A 17,964-nucleotide genomic window follows, 5' to 3' on the forward strand; every position below is an offset into this window, starting at 1 on the left:
CTCCTCTTTAAATCTTTATTTCTTTACAATATATATTTTAAATCCTAAATGTTCAAGGTTATCCTTACTTCTATTATATACGTTAATTTATCTTTTGTTATATTTTTTTTACATTTATATACTTTTTTTACATTTTTGTTTATATTTATATATAGGGGTAATAAGTTTTTGTTTATTTTCTTATTAATTACCAAATTTCCTAAATAAAAGTTTGCCATTTTTATATTAGTACGTATGTCCAAATCTAAATCAAATAAGTTTTATTTTGAATTTTATGGACAAACTAATAAAAAGAATAATTTTAATTACATTTAAGGAGGACACAAAGTTGAACATAGCAATAAGCCTTATCGGAGGTCTTGGACTTTTCCTTTATGGAATGAATCTTATGGGAGAAGGTCTTCAAAAATCCGCGGGAGATAAATTAAAAAAAATTATAGAACTTCTTACAAGTAATGTTCTTATGGGAGTTTTAGTCGGTGTTGTAGTTACTGGTATTATCCAAAGTTCTAGTGCTACTACTGTTATGGTTGTTGGATTTGTAAATGCAGGAATAATGAGTTTACCTCAAGCAATAGGAGTTATAATGGGTGCTAATATAGGTACTACAGTAACTGCTCAGCTTGTATCTTTTAACTTAGAAGGTCTTGCCCCTGTTGCTCTTGGAGTAGGTATTATCATTTTTTTATTTTCATCAAAAGAAAAAAATAAGCATCTAGCAGAGATTTTAATTGGTTTTGGTATACTATTTACTGGTATGGAATTTATGAAAGATGCTGTAAAGCCTTTAGCTGATTTACCTCAGTTTAGAGATGCTTTACTATACTTTGGAGCTCATCCTATTTTAGGAATACTTGCTGGTTTTTTAATAACAGGTATAGTTCAAAGTTCAAGTGCTTCTATGGGTATGCTAATTGCCTTAGCTTCTGAAGGTTTGTTACCTTTAACATCCGCACTTCCTATACTTTATGGGGACAATATAGGTACATGCGTTACTTCTTTATTATCTAGTATAGGAGCAAGTAGAAATGCTAAAAGAGCAGCTATAATGCATTTAACTTTCAACGTTATAGGAACTATTATATTTATGCTTATTTTAAATATTCCTATACAAGCTATAGTTACTAAAATAGATCCAAATGATGCTGCTAGACAAATAGCTAATGCTCATACATTATTCAATTTAATAAATGTTATAATACTTTTACCATTCTCTAAATTTATAGTAAAAATTGCTATGCTTTTAGTACCAGAAAAATCAACCGAAAAAGAAAGTACAAGTAATACTAAATTCTTAGATGAAAGAATGTTAGAAACTCCATCTATAGCTCTTGGCAATACTGTTAAAGAAGTACTTAGAATGGGTAATAAAGCAGCAACTGCGTTAGATTATTCTTTAAAAGGACTTATAAATAAAGATGCTCAATTAGTAAAGAATACATTTGAAACTGAAAATATAGTTAATAAACTTCAAAAAGATTTATTAAATTATCTTTTAAAATTATCAAAATCTCCTCTAAATGATGATGAAAGAGTAAAAACAGATTTATTGTTCCACACAGTAAATGACATTGAAAGGGTTTCTGATCATGCAGAAAATATAGCAGAAATAGCTCAAAATCTTATAGATGGAAATTTAAAATTCTCAAAAAATGCAGTTGATGAGATAACAGATATATATGAAAAAGCCTTAGCTAATTTTAAAAATTCATTAATAGCATTGGATAAAGGTGATTTAGATTTAGCTCGTAAGGTATTAGATTCTGAAAAAGAAGTAAATTACTTAGAAAAATTATTTAGGAAATCACATATGGACAGATTAAGTGAGAATTCATGCTCTTTAGATTCAGGAGTATTATATTTAGATTTACTTTCAAATCTAGAAAGAGTTTCTGATCACGCTTCTAATATAGCAAAACAAGTATTAAAAATAAAATAAACACTAAACTAAAAAGAGTATTAAATTTTTTAATACTCTTTTTAATATAATTTATTGTATGAACTACTTAAAATTATTAATCTATTATTATTTTTATAATATCTCCATTACTTCTTTCTAAACGTGCAATTTCTCCATTTAAATTATAGTTAAATGCATTAACAATTAATGTTAATAACTTTTCACTATCAATTATATCATCTTCATTGTTAAATATATCTAATGCATTATTTTGAATAAGTTTTTTCACAAATGCTATAGGTAGCTTTATATGTACTTTATCACCTTTATGAGATAGTATTCTTATTCTAAATAATTTTTCTTCAGGCCCTCTATTTAGTTGCTTTACCATGTTTCCCTCCTAAATATAATTTATATAAAGTATTTCTAATTTTTATTTAAGTAAATATTTTTTATTTAAATTCATAATGTACCTTTATATTGATTTATATTCTAACTGATATATTTTTTATGACTAAATATTAATATTTAATGCTTATTTTTTTGTAAAGCTAATCATTTTATGATAAAATCATTATTTGAAGGTAATCTTATTTTGAGGAGATGAACATTATTGTTAAATTATATAAAGTTTGCAACTTATCAATTTATAGGTTTTTCTTTGGCTATGCCTAAACTTATTAAGTTTAAAAAATCTCCAGAAAAATTTTCATCTATAGAAAAATTTTCTGTTCTTAATAATCAAGCAAAGAAATCTCTTGATTTTATAAATATAAAATTAACAGTCTTGGGAAAAGATAAAATTCCTAAAGAACCAGTTTTATTTGTTATGAATCATGCAAGTATGCTAGACAGCTTTATACTTATGGCTAGTGTTGATAGGCCTATAGGATGTTTAATAGCAGATGAACCTATATGGAAAAACATGCCTATAATAAAAGATTGGGCAAATATTATAAAGTGTATATATATAAATAGATCTAATAACAGAGAGGGCATAAAAAGTATATTAGAAGCATCTAAAAATATACTTTCAGGTCATAGCATGGCTGTTTTCCCTGAGGGTGATTTAACTTGGATAAAAGACCCTAATGCAATAGTCTCAGACTTTAGAAATGGTGCACTTAAAATAGCTTATAAAGCAAATTGTCCTATTGTTCCTTTAGTTATAAAAAATTCAAGAGATATATATGAAGGATTTGAGCCAATAGGAAAAATACACTCTCATCCAGTAGAGGTAGAATTTTTAGATCCTATATATGACCACATAAAAAATTCTAAATTAAAGTCAACTCATTTATCTAACGATATAAAAAATAAAATGATTGATAAAATAAAAGATTTTAGAAATAAATAAAAGTATGGATTTTACCATACTTTTATTTTAATACTTCAATATTATCATTTACTTTAATATATCCTTCTTTTATTACTTTTACAAAAATACCCTCTCTAGGCATTACACATTCACCTGTAGTTTTTTTTATTCCGCACCCCTTATGACATTTTTTTCCAATTTGAGTAACTTCAACTTCACATTCTCCAATTTTCAATCTAGATCCTACGGGTAATAAATATACTTCTATACCTTCTGTTGTTATATTCTCTGCAAAATCTCCAAATTTCAAATGATCAAATCCTTTTTGTCTCATCTTATCTATACTTTCATTTGCTAACATCGAAATCTGACGATGCCAATTTCCAGCATGTGCATCATTAACAATTCCATAATTTAGTTTTATTTCAGCTTTATCTACAGGTATCTTTACAGTCCCTTTTTTTTCACTTATATTAATTGATACTACTTTCGCCATTTTTTATCTCCCTAACTAAAATTTAAACTCACCTGATTTTCCACCAGTTTTTTCTAGTAGATGAATATTTTCAATAATAATTCTTTTATCAATAGCTTTACACATATCATATATTGTAAGTGCAGCTATTGAACAAGCATTTAATGCTTCCATTTCTACACCTGTTTTGCCTAAAGATTTGCATGTTGCAAATATTTTTATTTTCTTATTTTTATCATCTATTTTAAATTCTAAGTCGCAACCTACTAAGTTTATTTGATGACACATAGGTATATTAAGAGAGGTATTTTTAGCTCCCATAATTCCAGCTACCTGGGCTACAGATAATACATCGCCTTTTTTTACTTGACCATTTTTTACCTTTTCTATGACTTCTTCATTCATACTAATAGTTGCTACTGCTGTAGCTGTTCTACTCGTATCATCTTTTTTGCTTATATCTACCATCTTAGCATAACCTTTTTCATTTATATGAGTTAGCATTTTAGCCTCCTATCTGATACATATTTCTACTTGTATCACTTTGTTGATTTTCATTTAGATGATGATTTTGTGGCTTATCTACTATATTATCCTTCATTATTTCTCTAAATATCATAGGTTTATTAAGATAAGGTTTTATATCTAACTCTTCCTTAGAATGTAAGCATAATTTTATAGTACCATTTGATGTAACCCTAATCCTATTACATGTACTACAAAACGAACAACTCATTGGTGTTATTACTCCAACCCTACCTTTTGCGCCTTTATATTTATAATATTGCGCTGCACTATTTTCTTCATTATTAACCTTATACATCTCATCTATATTTTCTATCATTTCAAGTATATTGAAATAACCATGTTTATATAACTTATTTCCTTCACCTAACGGCATTAACTCAATAAATCTAACATCTATTGGATATATACTTGTCATCATTATAAAATCTAATATTTCATCTTCATTAAAATCTTTTATAACTACACAATTAATTTTTACTTTAAGCCCTACACTTAAACATTTATTTAGAGCCTTTATTACCTCTTTTAAATCTCCACCTCTGGTAACGCTTTTATATCTATATTCTTTTAATGAATCAACACTTATATTTACAGTCTTTAGCCCATTTTTATAAAGCTCATATGCAATATCACAAAGACCTATTGCATTAGTAGTTATCCCTATATTGTCAATTCCACAGTCTTCATAAGTATATCTTATAATTTCAACGATATCTGGATGCAGTAAAGGTTCTCCACCTGTAAATCTAATCTTATTTATACCTAATTCAACAAGACCTTTTATAATAAACTTATAATCATCCGTAGTTAATGATTCATTTATACCCTTTTGTTTAAATTGTGCATCTAACGGCATACAATAGACACATCTTAAATTACATTTATCAGTTAATGAAATACGTGCATAATTTATATTTCTTCCAAATCTATCATTCATAACTAGCTACCCTCTTTACTTGCCTATTTTATATATAGTTATTATATACTATTTTTGACTATTCGTGGCACATTCCGTAGCTTGTCCTTTTAAAATTTCTATTCCATGATCTAATGCATCTATTACAAAGCTTAGGTTTTCAATTGCCCCTTTAGGACTCCCTGGTAAATTTATTATTAAAGAATTTTTTCTAATTCCACTAATCCCTCTACTTAAAATAGCTTTTTTAGTTATTTCACTAGATTTCATTCTCATATATTCGCTAATTCCTGGTATTTCTTTTTCTATAATTAATTTAGTAGCTTCTGGTGTTATATCTCTTTTAGAAAAACCTGTTCCTCCATTAGTTAATATTAAATCTGCTATTTCATTATCACAGATTTTTCTAAGCTCTTCTTGCAACATTTTACTGTCATCTTTTAATAATCTATAACTTACCACCTTATATCTATTAGTTCCTTCAATATATTCTTTTATTTTAGGACCAGTTAAGTCTTCTCTTTGACCTTCATATCCTTTATCGCTAAGTGTTATTATTGCAACTGTAAACATAATCAATCTCCTTTTTTAACTTCATCTATCTTTTTAATTTTTTGTCTTTTCTATGAGATAAATCTCCATTATTTTTAACTAATAATAGCTCTGCTATTATACCAAAAGCTATCTCATTCACTTCATTTGAACATATATTAAGCCCTACTGGTGCGTATACTTTATTTAATTTAGCTGAACTTATGTTTTCTTTAGCTAAATCATCTTTTATTTTTTCCCATTTTTTATTGCTTCCAATCATACCTATATATGGAGGATCATTTTTTATAATCTCTCTTAAAGCTTCTAAATCTTTCTCATATCCTCTAGTTGCTATTATTACATATGTATTGTTATCTATATTTAGCTTACTTAAAATATTTTTTATATCTCCAGAATATATCTCATTTGCAAATTTAAATCTCTCTTCATTTGCAAACTCTTCTCTATCATCAACTATTATAGTATAAAAATCCAAAGTTCTTGATACATTGTATAAGTTAATTCCAACATGCCCAGCTCCAACTATCAGCAACTTAGGCTTAGGCTTAAATACTTTTATATATCCAGTAACACTACCACCACACTGCATAGGTGTATCTTCCGACTTTTCATTTAATGAATGTTTGAATAGACTATCATTTTCATTTTCTAAACACTCTTTGCATTTATTTATGATCTCATACTCTAATATTCCTCCACCAACAGTTCCAATTATACTTCCATCTTTAAAATATGCAAGTGTTGCTCCTGCTTTTCCAGGACTTGAACCTTTAACCTCTGTAAGCATTGCAAAAGCAACTTTATTTCCATTTTTAACTTCATTGTTTATTTTATCTAATATTTCACTGTGCATCTGCAACCTCCAACTTAAATTAATTACTTTTTTATATATTTCCTGTGTTTATATACTTTACTACAGTTTCTAATACACTACCTGCTATACATCTTGCCTTATCTGATATCGTATAACAATTTTTTACTTCATCTATTCTTGGATCTATATCTAAAATTTTAAGCCTACTTACTATATTAGACTTATTTCTTATAATTCCTCTTAATACTCCCGAAATACTAGCTTTTACTTCATGGATTTTCTGATTTTCATCTACTATTTGCGCAAGAATTTGACCCTTTTCTACCTTATCCCCAATTTCTGCTATGGTATTAATTATTCCACTCGCACTTGAATAACCTACTCTCTCTTTTCCAATTCCATTTATATTACCTGGTGTTCCTGTATTTTTTAATGCATATCCTTCTTTTATTATTTTACCTAAATTATGTCCTCTAATTGTTTCAATAACTATATCCACATCTTTCCCTGCAAAAAATCCTGGGCCTAGTCCTATTGTTAAAGGAGCCATATTTTTATTAGTTCCTAGATTTTTTTTTGCTAGTATTGCATCTATAACTACTTTGGGCTTTATTTGCTTTATATAATCTCCATTCGGATCCACTACTAAAGCTACCTTATCTTCATTCAACACAGAATATATGTCATCTAAATTTTCACATAACTTACAAATAACATTATCTATTTCAACTTCACTTTCATATATAGCTTCACAAAATGAAACTTTTCTTCTTATCGCTAAAGGTTTTTCAACTTCTAATGCTACTACATCAAATCCACAATTGCTTAATTTGTGTATAACACCACTAGCTAAGTCACCAGCTCCTCTTACTACTATTATATTTTCCATCAGTACCTCCAAACTTTATAATACTTTTTTCAATATATATTAGTATTATACGATACATTTATTTTTTTTCATATAAAATAATTCGTAATTATCAAAAAACAGTGTATCTAGTATTTTTTCTAGATACACTGTTTTTATTAGTAGTTTTTATATTTATCCCAATCTTCTTTTTTCTTTTCTTTTTTTCTTTCAATTATTTTAACTACAAGAAGCACTATACTTCCTAAAGCTAATAACCCTGGAACTAATACTCCTAAGATAATAGCTATAATTAACCCTGCGCTAATTTTCATCACCTTCTACAACTACAGCAGTCCCATAAGCAAGCATTTCCGCTGCACCTTGCATAACCGCAGCTGATGTTAGCCTAAATCCTATTATTGCATTTGCACCTTGACTTTGTGCATCTTCAACCATTCTATTTATAGCTATTTTTCTAGCTTCTGTCATCATTTCATCATATCCTGTTAGTTCTCCACCAACTAATTGTTTAAATCCAGCCCCAATATCTTTGCCTATATGTTTAGCTCTTATAGTACTACCTTTTGCTAAACCTAAAACTTTATTGATTTTTTTCCCTGGTACATTATCTATTGTTAATATTAACATCTCTATCCTCCTTAAATACTATTTAACTAAATTATAACATATATTATTTTTATACTTACCATATTATATATTAATTAAATCAAAGATTAATATATATTAAATTCCTTGCATAAACTTACTCCATATATTACATTTATATTTAAACTTTTTGCTTTTTTTATTATTGCATCATTATAACTATCTTTTTCAAACCAAATATTATTTATATCTAAAAGCTCCATTTCTTCTAATATAACATATGTTTCTATAGTTTCATCCACTATTATAACTACATCAATATTATGAGGAACATCCTTTAAACTTTCATAAATAAATATGTCGTTAGTTTGTATATTATTTTCATAGTTAATTCCAACAACATTACATTCATGATTTTTTAAAAGTTCTATTATTTTATACGATTTGCTACCTGATGAATAATCTTTTGCAACAACCGCCCATGAATCATACTTTAAAAAATGCATACCCTTTACCCCCAAATAAATACTTCATTAATATAATATGATTTAACTATATTTTTTTTGCTAAGTAAGTTTATTTATTCAAATATTTGAATAACTTTTTTCTCAAATTCAATCTTTATCTCATCTTTACTCTCTAAATATTCTTCATAATTATTTATTTCTTGGCTTATATAAGTTACAAATTCTGTTGTCAATGAATTTATTTTTTCTAAGTTATAATCATATAAAATTTCTACACTATCTACATTTGTAAATCCATTTGCTATACTCTCGTATATATCTCGTACAATAGTTTTAGATTTTGTTCCAAACTTGCTTACTATTATTGATTTATTATCTTTAGATAAAACTATATCCTTTATAAATAAGACAAAATTTTCAAAGTCTTGCTTATTATTGTAAGGTTCTATTTCAAATAGAATTCTAAAGAATAGATTCCATGCAAATTCTGCATTTAACTTAGACTCTATATACTCACCTAATCTCTTACAAAATACATCTTTAAAAATAACTTCTTCTTCAAATACTATTGGCTTTGTAAAATCAATATCCTTTTTAGCAATATGATTTAATCTCCCTAATTCCTCTATCATAAGATCTCCAAATGCATCTTGGCTTTTTTGTTTCTTATTAAATGAATAGCTAATTATAGTTTCACATGGTTTTTTAAAGTCAACAACAAACCCTATACTATCTTTCATTTTTGCTGAAAAAGTATCATAAGTTATTTTAGCTAAAAACTTTTGTAGTGCTTTTGTTCTTTCATCCTCATTGCTAGTCTTTCCTGTTTGGAAGTTTTTATATAAACTTAATAACTGATTATCTATCATGGTTAAGTTATTCTTAATAGATGACATCATATCTTTTAAAAAGCTATCCCCTATTAAATATGTGTTATTTTTATAAATAATTTTATGTTCTATTTCACTCCAAAAAATATTTACTAGAGATTTTATCTGAAGCTCAAACTTAATTTGTTTATCCATATATTCAATGCATCCATCTATTCTATAAATTTCAAATCCATTTTTTTGTTTCATAGGCTGTTTTTCATTAAATTTAAGCTTTATATCTTTATTATTTTTATTATAATAATATACTTTGTCATCTGTCTTATTAAAGTATCGTCTTAAGACTCTATATATTTTATTTTCATCTTCTATAAATCTGCACTCAATTCTTATACCTATTAAATCAGATAAATTATGAATAAGATTAGTTGCTTCATTATATTTTTTTAAATATCTATTTCTTATAATTTTTTCTTGTAAACTTGTTTCTGATTTTACTCTTGCAGAAATATTTATATATTCCTGATTTTTATCTTGTAGTATATATTCAAAATTTTTTCTAAGCTCATCTGATATTAATTCTAATGTTGGAGCCATAGACTGTAACATATCTATAGATTCGTCTATAAACTCAAATTCTTTTAAACTCATTTTATTTCTCCTGTATTTTTATTTATTACTTAGTTTATCACTGTATTATACATTAAGTAAATATACTTCAAAAATACTTCATATACATTTCATATTCAATAAAATATAGCTTATAAAAATTTCTTATTCAAATAAGTATATATATTGGCCATAGCCAAGCTCTTTCATTTTTTCTCTAGGTATAAAATTTAGCGCAGATGAGTTTATACAAAATCTAATACCACCTAATTTTTTAGGGCCATCATCAAAGACATGACCTAAATGACTATCTCCTTCTTGGCTTCTAACCTCTACCCTTTTCATTCCATTAGAATAGTCATATCTTCCAACTACACATTCATTATTAATAGCTTTTGAAAAACTAGGCCATCCACATCCTGAATCAAACTTATCCTTAGATGAAAATAACACTTCTCCGCTTACAACATCTACATATATTCCTTCTTTAAAATTATCATAGTATTCATTTTCAAAAGGTCTCTCGGTCATATTATTTTGAGTTACTTGATATTGTAAGTCAGTTAAATTCTTTTTAGCCCAATTCTTTTTTACAAAATCAAATCTTCCACTACCTTTATAGTATGCCTCATAGCTTGCCCTATTTTTTTTGTAATAATTTTGATGGTATTCTTCAGCTTCGTAGAACTGTTGTGCTTCAATAATCATGGTTACAATTGGATCTGTATAAATTTCACTTTTTTCTAAATCTTCTTTTGATTTTTCTGCCATTTTTCGTTGTATCTCATCATGATAAAATATTACTGTTTTATATCTTTCTCCTCTATCATTAAACTGACCCTTTATATCTGTTGGATCAATCTGATTCCAAAATATATCTAAAAGTTCATCATATCCAATTATAGTCTCATCATAAACAATCTGAATTGCTTCTATGTGACCTGTATTTCCTGAACAAACTTGTTCATATGTGGGATTTTTAGTATGACCTCCTGTATATCCAGATACAACTTTTTCCACACCTTCATATTCATTAAATGGTTTTACCATACACCAAAAACATCCACCAGCAAAAGTTGCAAGCTTTTTCATTTTATCAACTCCTATTTTAAAAACATATACTATATTTATTCCCTAAGTAAAAGGCAACTAACCAATATAGTTTCTAAATTTTAAATTCACGACTTACTTTCTAGATAACATTAATCCTACTAGTACACATTCAATATTTATAAAAAATTCTCTTCGCTCATGTCGCCATCGACTTATTCCGTTGCTCAAAAATGGATTTTTACGCTAGCTACAATATCTGACATTACTTATTTACAGTAATTATCCACAGGTTCTAAAGTATCATAATTTTATTAAGCTAAAAAAATAAAAGACGTTTATAAAACGTCTTTTTCTTGAAATTTAAAATATTCTTTTATAGTTTCTACTACATTATCAGACTTCATAATCTGTGACATTATAGCTATATCATCACAATATTTCAATGTATTCAATGAATTTTTAGGTGTTATCCCTCCTAATGCTACAATATTTGAACTGCTTATTTTTTTAGCACTTATTAATATATCTATTCCCTTAGGATTCATACCTTTTTTACAATCAGTTTCATATATATGAGATATAGTTATATAATCAATTTTTAAATTATTTACTTTTTTTAACTCTTCTAAATACTCTATTTCTTCTATACTATGAGTTGATATTCCCAATATTTTATTATCTTTAAATACATAGTTATTTTGCAGATTTTTTTTAAATAGAATAAATGGTAAATGAATACCATCTGCATCTACTTCTTCAAATACATCAACATTTGAATTTATAATCAAATTATATTTTTTATTTATATTTTTAAGACTATATTTTATTTTATAATATATATTTTTAAGCTGTTCATTATTTAAATCTTTTTCTCTTATTATTATATTTTCAATTCCATTATAAACTGAATTTTTTATTGATTCAAAGTACTTATCTTCATCACATAAGCTTCTATTAGTTATAAGGTACACTAAAATCGCTCCCAATCTTTAAATATATGCTGATAACCTATAGAATGTAACATATCTTTAACTTGTCCTACATTACTTTCATCGCTTATTTTAAACTGTGATGTATCTTTACTGCCTTGAGAATGACCACCTACATCCGTTGATACTCCAGCACTTAGCTTAGTTATTCCTAAAGGAATTAAGTTTTTTCTAAGATCTAAGGATTCTCTTGTTGATAAATTTATCCCCCCATGATTATCAAATAGTCTCATACATAAAATAGCTTGTACTAATTCTACATCATTTACATCTTTTATACCATCATAACATCCTTTAAATGGTCTAATTCTTGGTACTGAATATGATATTTCTATATGCGGATATTTATTTCTTAAGTATTTCCCATGCAATAAAGTAAAAAATGTTTCTTTTCTAAAATCATTAAGACCTAATAGCGCTCCAATAGATAAACTTCTCATACCTGCCTTTGCACCTCTCTCAGGAGCATCTAATCTATATTTATAATTTGATTTTGGACCTTTTATATGTACTTCTTTGTATATATCTTCATCATAAACTTCTTGATATACAGTTAGAGAATCAACACCTTTATATACAAGATATTCATATTCTTTTTCATCCATAGGATACACTTCTATACCTATAGATGAAAATTTAGATTTTAGTGTTTCCACTGCTTCTCCTATATATTTTACGTCTGAATGTATATTGCTTTCTCCTGTAAGTATTAATAGATGTTTAAAACCTTCCTTTGATATAAACGCACCCTCATTTTTTATTTCTTCTATTGTTAATTTCTTTCTTTTTATACCACTGTCTAAGTTGTATCCGCAATATACACATTTATTAATACAATAATTTGCTATATACATCGGCGTGTATAAACATATTGTTTTTCCAAAATATTGATTAGTTATTTTATTAGATTTTTGTGCCATTAATTCTAAATACTTTACTGCCTTTTTCGAAAGTAAATTAAGCAAATCATATTCATCTAAATAATCTTTTTGCAACGAATTCAATATATTTTCATCGGTTACATTATCCATATATCCATATATATCAAAATCTTTATACGAATTTAAAACATCATAAAAACTCATGATCCCCACTCCCCTAAAAGTTTATATTTACTTTACTGTGCTTAACTGTGATAAAAAACCAGTTAGAGGTGATGATGCATTTGCATAATCAGATACTATTCCACACTTAGCAAGATATGCTTCTCTTCCACCTTCTACTGCTAATCTAAATGCTTTTGCCATTTTTACTGGATCATTGCTTGATGCAATTGCGGTATTTACTAATACTGCTGCAGCTCCCAGCTCCATTGCTTCCATTGCTTGAGATGGCTTTCCAATACCTGCATCTACAATTATAGGTATATCTAATTCTTCAATCATAATCTTTATCATTTCTTTCATCCTAATCCCTCTATTTGATCCTATAGGAGATCCTAAAGGCATTACAGCTGCTGCTCCAGCATCTATAAGCCTTTTTCCAGCATAAAGATCTGGGCTCATATACGGAAGGACTACAAAACCTTCTTTAGCCAGAATTTCAGTTGCTTTGATTGTCTCATCATTATCTGGTAATAAATATTTTGTATCTGAAATAATTTCTATCTTTACAAAATTTCCACATCCCATTTTACGTGCAATTCTTGCAATCCTAACAGCTTCTTGATGATTTGTTGCTCCTGATGTATTCGGTAGTATTGTCATCTCTTTTGGTATATGTGTTAATATATTTTCTTCTTTATTATCTAGATCAACTCTTCTAAGAGCCATTGTTATTATTTCACTATTACTCTCATTTATTACCTTAGGTAATATTTCATTTGATCCATATTTTCCTGTTCCTATAAGAAGTCTACTATTAAATTTATGATCTCCTAAAACTAATCTATCCATATTATCCCCCTAAATTTGCTATAATTAATATTTATCAACTAATATTTTAATCACTAAGTTTGCCATATGATTTGCACATATAGCGACTCTAGGTGCCATTAGACCATCTCCAATTTTTGCTTCACTTACTAAGTCTCCACATATGTAAAAATTTTCTCTAAGTTTTTTTGTTTGTATCATATTTGAATCATAATATCCTGCCATTCCAGATGATGCAATTAAAAATTTTTCTTTCATATTTGTTAATATATAATTACTTATTTCAGCTTTTGATTTTGGATTATCAAAAGCTTCTACAATAATGTCTGCATCTTTAAATAAATTCATATTTTCTTTAGTAATTTTTTCATTAATTTTTTTTATATTTATAAAAGGATTTATATTATTTAAATTATTTTTAATGGCACTTGTTTTATAACTGCCTATATCATCTATAAAATACTGTTGCCTATTTAAATTAGATGGCTCAACAATATCATAATCGGCTATAATTAGCTCCCCTACTCCAATCCTCGCTAAAGAAATTGCTATGTTTGATCCTAATCCGCCTAATCCTAATATAGCAACACTTCCTTTTTTTAGCTTCTCATGTATATTGGGAGTATGCCTTGCAGCTAAAAGTTTTTCTATTTTATCTAAATTTAAATTTTCACCCCTTTTAATTAAACTAACTTTATCACTTTCTTGTAACTTATAATTTTTTTCAACAGGGTAGCCATTTAATATTACAATGTCGCTTTCTTTTTTGTACTTATCCCTAACTTCATATAAAGTTAATTTCTCATCTATTTCTGTATGAATTTCATTTAAAAAAATTTTAATTTTAACCCCCCCCTACAAAGCTTATTACTTCTATAATATCTTCCTCTGTTAAAATATAATTTTTATATTTCTCAGACTCTATTATTTCAAAATTCACCTCAACTACCACTTGTTCTTCATTTAAATTGAAATACTCTAAAAGACTTAAAATATTTTTATTATCTCCAAGTGATAGATTTTTCCCATTTACTTTCATATTACCCCCTTCTAAATAAAAATTGTATTATTGTTTCAATAAAAAAGTGCTTATCCTATTTCTAGGAAAGCACTTAATTTACATAATATAAAAAATGTATACTCAAAAATTTTAGTATACTTAAAAGCTTCCCTTCGCAAGCATTACCTTGATCAGGTTTAGTAGGGTATTAAGTTGAGGCTTTTCTCTCAGCTAGCCAATTCTAGCTCCCCTAGCTTATATTCTATTAACTTTTACACTTTGAGTATAGCATAGTGTTTTTACCATCTCAACAATGTAATATAATATTTTATCTTTTTTATCGTTAAATTTTTAATTATACAATTTGAGTTGACTTTATATCACTTAAATTATATAATTAAAAAGATTTTGTATAAAACCACTGCAAAATTACTACACAGTTTAAGTTTGAAATATATATTAAGAGCTTAATTTAAAAATTAAGCAAATCCCCATTATTTTTAATAATGGGGATTTTAAATTTACTCAAAACTTTCTTCTAACGTTTGTTTTGTGTTTTTTATCCTTTTTGGAGACTTTAACAAATTATCTAGTGTCTTGTGCAAATTAAAATTTCTAAATAAAGTAGATACAAAAATAACGCCTAGTGCTAAAGCACCCGCTAAGGATAATGTATTTATACCATAATCTATAGCTTTTATATAATCTCCTTTTATAAATTCATACATTGTATTATATACACCATAACCTGGAACTAAAGGTATTAAACAGCATACAGATAATGTTGTTGCTGGAGTTTTATACACTCTAGCACAAATTTCACAATATATACTAAAACATATTGCAGCTATAAAAAATGAAGATACCTGAGAAACTTCATTGGCTAAACAAAGTTTATAAGCAAACCAACTTAATCCTCCTCCAAATCCAGCTGCTAAAAGTCGTCTTCCTTTTATATTAAAAATAATACCAAAGCTTATTGCAGATAGTGCTGATGCTATTGCTTCTAGTATCATATTAAATCCCCCCCATTGTTAAATATAAATGTATTACTGCTCCTGTACCAACAGCAATAGATACTGCCACTAAAAATGCCTCTGCAGCTTTAGTAAGACCGGATATTAGTTGACCTTCTATTATATCTCTTATAGAATTAGTTAGTGCAAGTCCTGGTACCAACAACATTATACATCCAGCTATTAATTTATCAATCTCTCTGATTATCCCTATCTTTAAAAGTATTATAGAAAAAATAGCTATAATTGCACCACATATGCTATTTATAAAAAATTCATTTAGTGATGACTTGCTTAAACTCATAAAAATTAATTTGGTTATGATTCCCACTAAAAAAGAAACTATAATAGAATTGATTTCTCCACCAAATAACATTGTAAAAGCTGATGAAGCAATTCCTGATGCGACTAATATTTTTTCTGTATCGTAGCTATCATCAATACATATTATTTCTAATTCTCTCTCACATTCCTCAATGGATAATTTTTCCACACTAATCTTTCTAGATAAAGAATTTATATTGTGGACCCTATTTAAATTTATCCCTCTTGATTTTATTCTTTTCACTATAGAGTGAATTTTCCCTTCAATAGATACAGAAACCATTACTGCTGTCGGTGTTGCAAAAACATCTACATCATCAACATTAAATGCTTGACATATGCTTGATATAGTTTCTTCAACTCTATACGTTTCTCCACCGCTTTGTAGCATTGCTCTTCCTGCATTAGAGGAAAAATTGAGAACTCTATTAATATCCATAAAATCTCCCCCCTATCACCTAACGATAAACTCATTATAACATATGAAATTTACATATTTTATACATTTTTTCACCAAATATTTATGTATAAAACTACAACCTTCTTTTAAAAAGCCTTTTCCTATTTATGTTTTATTATATATTGTGTATATATTTATTTTATGTTTCTCAACTTATTTTTTTAACTTTTTTATACAAAGTTCTAATATTTATAATTTTCTAATAACACGGACAATTTTTATTTATTTATGAAAAACATTTAACTTTAAATTCTAAAATTAAGTTTAATTTTATAAATAAATAAAAATAAAAACTGCTTTATATGAAACTCATATAAAGCAGTTTTTATTTACTTATCTACGCATCCAATACCTAATACTCCTGGACCTGAATGAGCACAAATACAACTTCCCATATTTACTTCTAAGCAATCTATATTCTCAAATTCTTCAATTAATCGTTTCTTAAATACGTCTAAATCTAATTTGTTATCTCCACATCCAATTATGACGCACTTATTGCTAAAATCCTCACCGTGCTGTTCTTTTAAGATTTCTATTATTTTACCTATTACTTGTTTTTTTCCTCTAACTTGAGATATAGGTTTTACTAAACCGCCATCTATACATAATATAGGCTTTATATTTAACATATTTCCTATAGTAGCTTTTGCTAGAGATATTCTGCCGCCTTTTTGAAGATATTCTAGCGTTTCAACTGTAAATAAAACAGATGATTTTTTTTTGATATCTTCTAAATGCTTTACTATTTCGTCTATGGACTTTCCTTCTTGTGCTAATTTTGCTGCTGATACTACCATACACCCACATCCTAATGATAAAGATAATGTATCAAATGTTACTACACCGCCTTCAATATCATTTTGGGCCATTACTGCACTTTGATATGTTCCTGAAGCATTAGATGATCCTCCTATATATAAAACTTCATAGCCTTGTTCTATATGCCTTTCAAATTCTTCTTTAAACTTTATATATGTTACCTGTGACGTCTTAGGAAGCTTAGTATTATCTCTAAGCATTTTATAAAATTCATCTTTATTTATATCTACTCCATCGATATATTCTTTTCCATCAAATATTACACTTAATGGAACTATTGATATATTGTATTTTTCTATATATTCTGATGGTATATCAGATAAACTATCACACACTATTTTTATATTGCTCATTATATTTTCCTCCGTATATGGTAATTTTCATTTCCTGATTTTATTACCTGGTACTAAAACTTTATCATATTTCTTTAATATTTTCAATATATATTATATTTATGGTAAAAAATCAAACATTTTAAACAATTTATAGAGTTAAAACTTTAAATATTTATGATAAAAATAAATTACCTTTTATCATATAAAATTTAATCATTAATTT

General features: G+C 27.1%; 22 protein-coding genes and 1 riboswitch. Of the genes, 2 read left to right on the forward strand and 20 right to left on the reverse strand.

The window, feature by feature from the left end:
* Window positions 1-328: 328 nt before the first annotated feature.
* Window positions 329-1,939, forward strand: a complete 1,611-nt coding sequence (locus NWE74_RS06350; protein ID WP_258242385.1) for a Na/Pi cotransporter family protein — start codon at window positions 329-331, stop codon at window positions 1,937-1,939.
* 76 nt (window positions 1,940-2,015) lie between these two features.
* On the opposite strand, the gene NWE74_RS06355 is transcribed toward NWE74_RS06350, so the two are convergent.
* A complete protein-coding gene (locus NWE74_RS06355; protein WP_258242386.1) occupies window positions 2,016-2,291 on the reverse strand; it encodes a hypothetical protein in 276 nt (91 codons plus the stop codon).
* A 222-nt stretch (window positions 2,292-2,513) separates the two neighbouring features.
* On the opposite strand from NWE74_RS06355, the gene NWE74_RS06360 reads away from it, so the two are divergent.
* A complete protein-coding gene (locus tag NWE74_RS06360; RefSeq protein WP_258242387.1) occupies window positions 2,514-3,257 on the forward strand; it encodes a lysophospholipid acyltransferase family protein in 744 nt (247 codons plus the stop codon).
* A gap of 22 nt (window positions 3,258-3,279) precedes the next feature.
* Here NWE74_RS06360 and NWE74_RS06365 read toward each other — a convergent pair whose 3' ends face one another.
* From NWE74_RS06365 to NWE74_RS06455, 19 genes are all read right to left on the reverse strand, one after another.
* Window positions 3,280-3,714 (reverse strand): MOSC domain-containing protein, encoded by a 435-nt coding sequence (locus tag NWE74_RS06365; protein ID WP_258242388.1) that lies wholly within the window; start codon window positions 3,712-3,714, stop codon window positions 3,280-3,282.
* A gap of 15 nt (window positions 3,715-3,729) precedes the next feature.
* Window positions 3,730-4,197, reverse strand: a complete 468-nt coding sequence (gene moaC, locus NWE74_RS06370) for a cyclic pyranopterin monophosphate synthase MoaC (RefSeq protein ID WP_258242389.1) — start codon at window positions 4,195-4,197, stop codon at window positions 3,730-3,732.
* A 1-nt stretch (window position 4,198) separates the two neighbouring features.
* On the reverse strand, window positions 4,199-5,158 hold the full coding sequence (gene moaA, locus NWE74_RS06375) for a GTP 3',8-cyclase MoaA (RefSeq protein WP_258242390.1): 960 nt from the start codon (window positions 5,156-5,158) through the stop codon (window positions 4,199-4,201).
* A 48-nt stretch (window positions 5,159-5,206) separates the two neighbouring features.
* Complete coding sequence (locus NWE74_RS06380) at window positions 5,207-5,710, reverse strand: MogA/MoaB family molybdenum cofactor biosynthesis protein (protein ID WP_258242391.1); 504 nt, start codon at window positions 5,708-5,710, stop codon at window positions 5,207-5,209.
* Between the two features lie 25 nt (window positions 5,711-5,735).
* Window positions 5,736-6,545 (reverse strand): XdhC family protein, encoded by an 810-nt coding sequence (locus tag NWE74_RS06385; protein ID WP_258242392.1) that lies wholly within the window; start codon window positions 6,543-6,545, stop codon window positions 5,736-5,738.
* Window positions 6,546-6,576: 31 nt separating this feature from the next.
* Complete coding sequence (gene yqeB / locus NWE74_RS06390; RefSeq protein ID WP_258242393.1) at window positions 6,577-7,395, reverse strand: selenium-dependent molybdenum cofactor biosynthesis protein YqeB; 819 nt, start codon at window positions 7,393-7,395, stop codon at window positions 6,577-6,579.
* 137 nt (window positions 7,396-7,532) lie between these two features.
* Entirely contained in the window at window positions 7,533-7,688 is a 156-nt protein-coding gene (locus NWE74_RS06395) for a hypothetical protein (protein ID WP_258242394.1), read from the reverse strand.
* Entirely contained in the window at window positions 7,678-8,004 is a 327-nt protein-coding gene (locus NWE74_RS06400; protein ID WP_258242395.1) for a YbjQ family protein, read from the reverse strand. The genes NWE74_RS06395 and NWE74_RS06400 overlap by 11 nt, the downstream gene beginning before the upstream one ends.
* Before the next feature lie 86 nt (window positions 8,005-8,090).
* A complete protein-coding gene (locus NWE74_RS06405) occupies window positions 8,091-8,468 on the reverse strand; it encodes a CoA-binding protein (protein ID WP_258242396.1) in 378 nt (125 codons plus the stop codon).
* Window positions 8,469-8,542: 74 nt separating this feature from the next.
* On the reverse strand, window positions 8,543-9,910 hold the full coding sequence (locus NWE74_RS06410; protein ID WP_258242397.1) for a GTP pyrophosphokinase: 1,368 nt from the start codon (window positions 9,908-9,910) through the stop codon (window positions 8,543-8,545).
* 123 nt (window positions 9,911-10,033) lie between these two features.
* Window positions 10,034-10,975 (reverse strand): peptide-methionine (S)-S-oxide reductase MsrA, encoded by a 942-nt coding sequence (msrA, locus tag NWE74_RS06415; RefSeq protein WP_334304165.1) that lies wholly within the window; start codon window positions 10,973-10,975, stop codon window positions 10,034-10,036.
* A gap of 281 nt (window positions 10,976-11,256) precedes the next feature.
* Window positions 11,257-11,892 carry a thiamine phosphate synthase gene (locus NWE74_RS06420; protein ID WP_258242399.1) on the reverse strand — a complete coding sequence of 212 codons (636 nt, stop codon included), beginning with the start codon at window positions 11,890-11,892 and terminating at the stop codon, window positions 11,257-11,259.
* Window positions 11,892-12,995 carry a 2-iminoacetate synthase ThiH gene (thiH, locus tag NWE74_RS06425; protein ID WP_258242400.1) on the reverse strand — a complete coding sequence of 368 codons (1,104 nt, stop codon included), beginning with the start codon at window positions 12,993-12,995 and terminating at the stop codon, window positions 11,892-11,894. Before thiH ends, NWE74_RS06420 begins: the two co-directional genes overlap by 1 nt.
* Window positions 12,996-13,022: 27 nt before the next feature.
* Entirely contained in the window at window positions 13,023-13,805 is a 783-nt protein-coding gene (locus NWE74_RS06430) for a thiazole synthase (RefSeq protein WP_258242401.1), read from the reverse strand.
* A gap of 24 nt (window positions 13,806-13,829) precedes the next feature.
* A complete protein-coding gene (gene thiF, locus NWE74_RS06435; RefSeq protein WP_258244427.1) occupies window positions 13,830-14,627 on the reverse strand; it encodes a sulfur carrier protein ThiS adenylyltransferase ThiF in 798 nt (265 codons plus the stop codon).
* 1 nt (window position 14,628) lies between these two features.
* Window positions 14,629-14,823, reverse strand: coding sequence for a sulfur carrier protein ThiS (gene thiS, locus NWE74_RS06440; protein WP_258242402.1), 195 nt, complete (start codon window positions 14,821-14,823; stop codon window positions 14,629-14,631).
* 112 nt (window positions 14,824-14,935) lie between these two features.
* A riboswitch (TPP riboswitch) is annotated at window positions 14,936-15,046 on the reverse strand.
* Between the two features lie 259 nt (window positions 15,047-15,305).
* Window positions 15,306-15,800: a threonine/serine exporter family protein gene (locus tag NWE74_RS06445; protein ID WP_258242403.1), complete on the reverse strand. Its 495-nt coding sequence runs from the start codon at window positions 15,798-15,800 to the stop codon at window positions 15,306-15,308.
* A 1-nt stretch (window position 15,801) separates the two neighbouring features.
* Window positions 15,802-16,563 carry a threonine/serine ThrE exporter family protein gene (locus NWE74_RS06450; protein ID WP_258242404.1) on the reverse strand — a complete coding sequence of 254 codons (762 nt, stop codon included), beginning with the start codon at window positions 16,561-16,563 and terminating at the stop codon, window positions 15,802-15,804.
* Between the two features lie 350 nt (window positions 16,564-16,913).
* Entirely contained in the window at window positions 16,914-17,759 is an 846-nt protein-coding gene (locus NWE74_RS06455; RefSeq protein WP_258242405.1) for a DegV family protein, read from the reverse strand.
* Window positions 17,760-17,964: the final 205 nt, after the last annotated feature.

Origin of the sequence: Romboutsia lituseburensis, assembly GCF_024723825.1 — a bacterium.
Classification (GTDB): Bacteria; Bacillota; Clostridia; order Peptostreptococcales; family Peptostreptococcaceae; genus Romboutsia_F; species Romboutsia_F lituseburensis_A.

Coding starts and splice junctions, on each gene's coding strand:
- NWE74_RS06355 (WP_258242386.1), bottom strand. CDS start 2,291: ATGGTAAAGCAACTAAATAGAGGGCCTGAAGAAAAATTATTTAGAATA.
- NWE74_RS06365 (WP_258242388.1), bottom strand. CDS start 3,714: ATGGCGAAAGTAGTATCAATTAATATAAGTGAAAAAAAAGGGACTGTA.
- yqeB (WP_258242393.1), bottom strand. CDS start 7,395: ATGGAAAATATAATAGTAGTAAGAGGAGCTGGTGACTTAGCTAGTGGT.
- NWE74_RS06410 (WP_258242397.1), bottom strand. CDS start 9,910: ATGAGTTTAAAAGAATTTGAGTTTATAGACGAATCTATAGATATGTTA.
- NWE74_RS06445 (WP_258242403.1), bottom strand. CDS start 15,800: ATGATACTAGAAGCAATAGCATCAGCACTATCTGCAATAAGCTTTGGT.
- NWE74_RS06380 (WP_258242391.1), bottom strand. CDS start 5,710: ATGTTTACAGTTGCAATAATAACACTTAGCGATAAAGGATATGAAGGT.
- thiH (WP_258242400.1), bottom strand. CDS start 12,995: ATGAGTTTTTATGATGTTTTAAATTCGTATAAAGATTTTGATATATAT.
- moaA (WP_258242390.1), bottom strand. CDS start 5,158: ATGAATGATAGATTTGGAAGAAATATAAATTATGCACGTATTTCATTA.
- NWE74_RS06430 (WP_258242401.1), bottom strand. CDS start 13,805: ATGGATAGATTAGTTTTAGGAGATCATAAATTTAATAGTAGACTTCTT.
- NWE74_RS06455 (WP_258242405.1), bottom strand. CDS start 17,759: ATGAGCAATATAAAAATAGTGTGTGATAGTTTATCTGATATACCATCA.
- NWE74_RS06395 (WP_258242394.1), bottom strand. CDS start 7,688: ATGAAAATTAGCGCAGGGTTAATTATAGCTATTATCTTAGGAGTATTA.
- thiS (WP_258242402.1), bottom strand. CDS start 14,823: ATGAAAGTAAATGGGAAAAATCTATCACTTGGAGATAATAAAAATATT.
- moaC (WP_258242389.1), bottom strand. CDS start 4,197: ATGCTAACTCATATAAATGAAAAAGGTTATGCTAAGATGGTAGATATA.
- NWE74_RS06385 (WP_258242392.1), bottom strand. CDS start 6,545: ATGCACAGTGAAATATTAGATAAAATAAACAATGAAGTTAAAAATGGA.
- NWE74_RS06400 (WP_258242395.1), bottom strand. CDS start 8,004: ATGTTAATATTAACAATAGATAATGTACCAGGGAAAAAAATCAATAAA.
- NWE74_RS06405 (WP_258242396.1), bottom strand. CDS start 8,468: ATGCATTTTTTAAAGTATGATTCATGGGCGGTTGTTGCAAAAGATTAT.
- NWE74_RS06450 (WP_258242404.1), bottom strand. CDS start 16,563: ATGGATATTAATAGAGTTCTCAATTTTTCCTCTAATGCAGGAAGAGCA.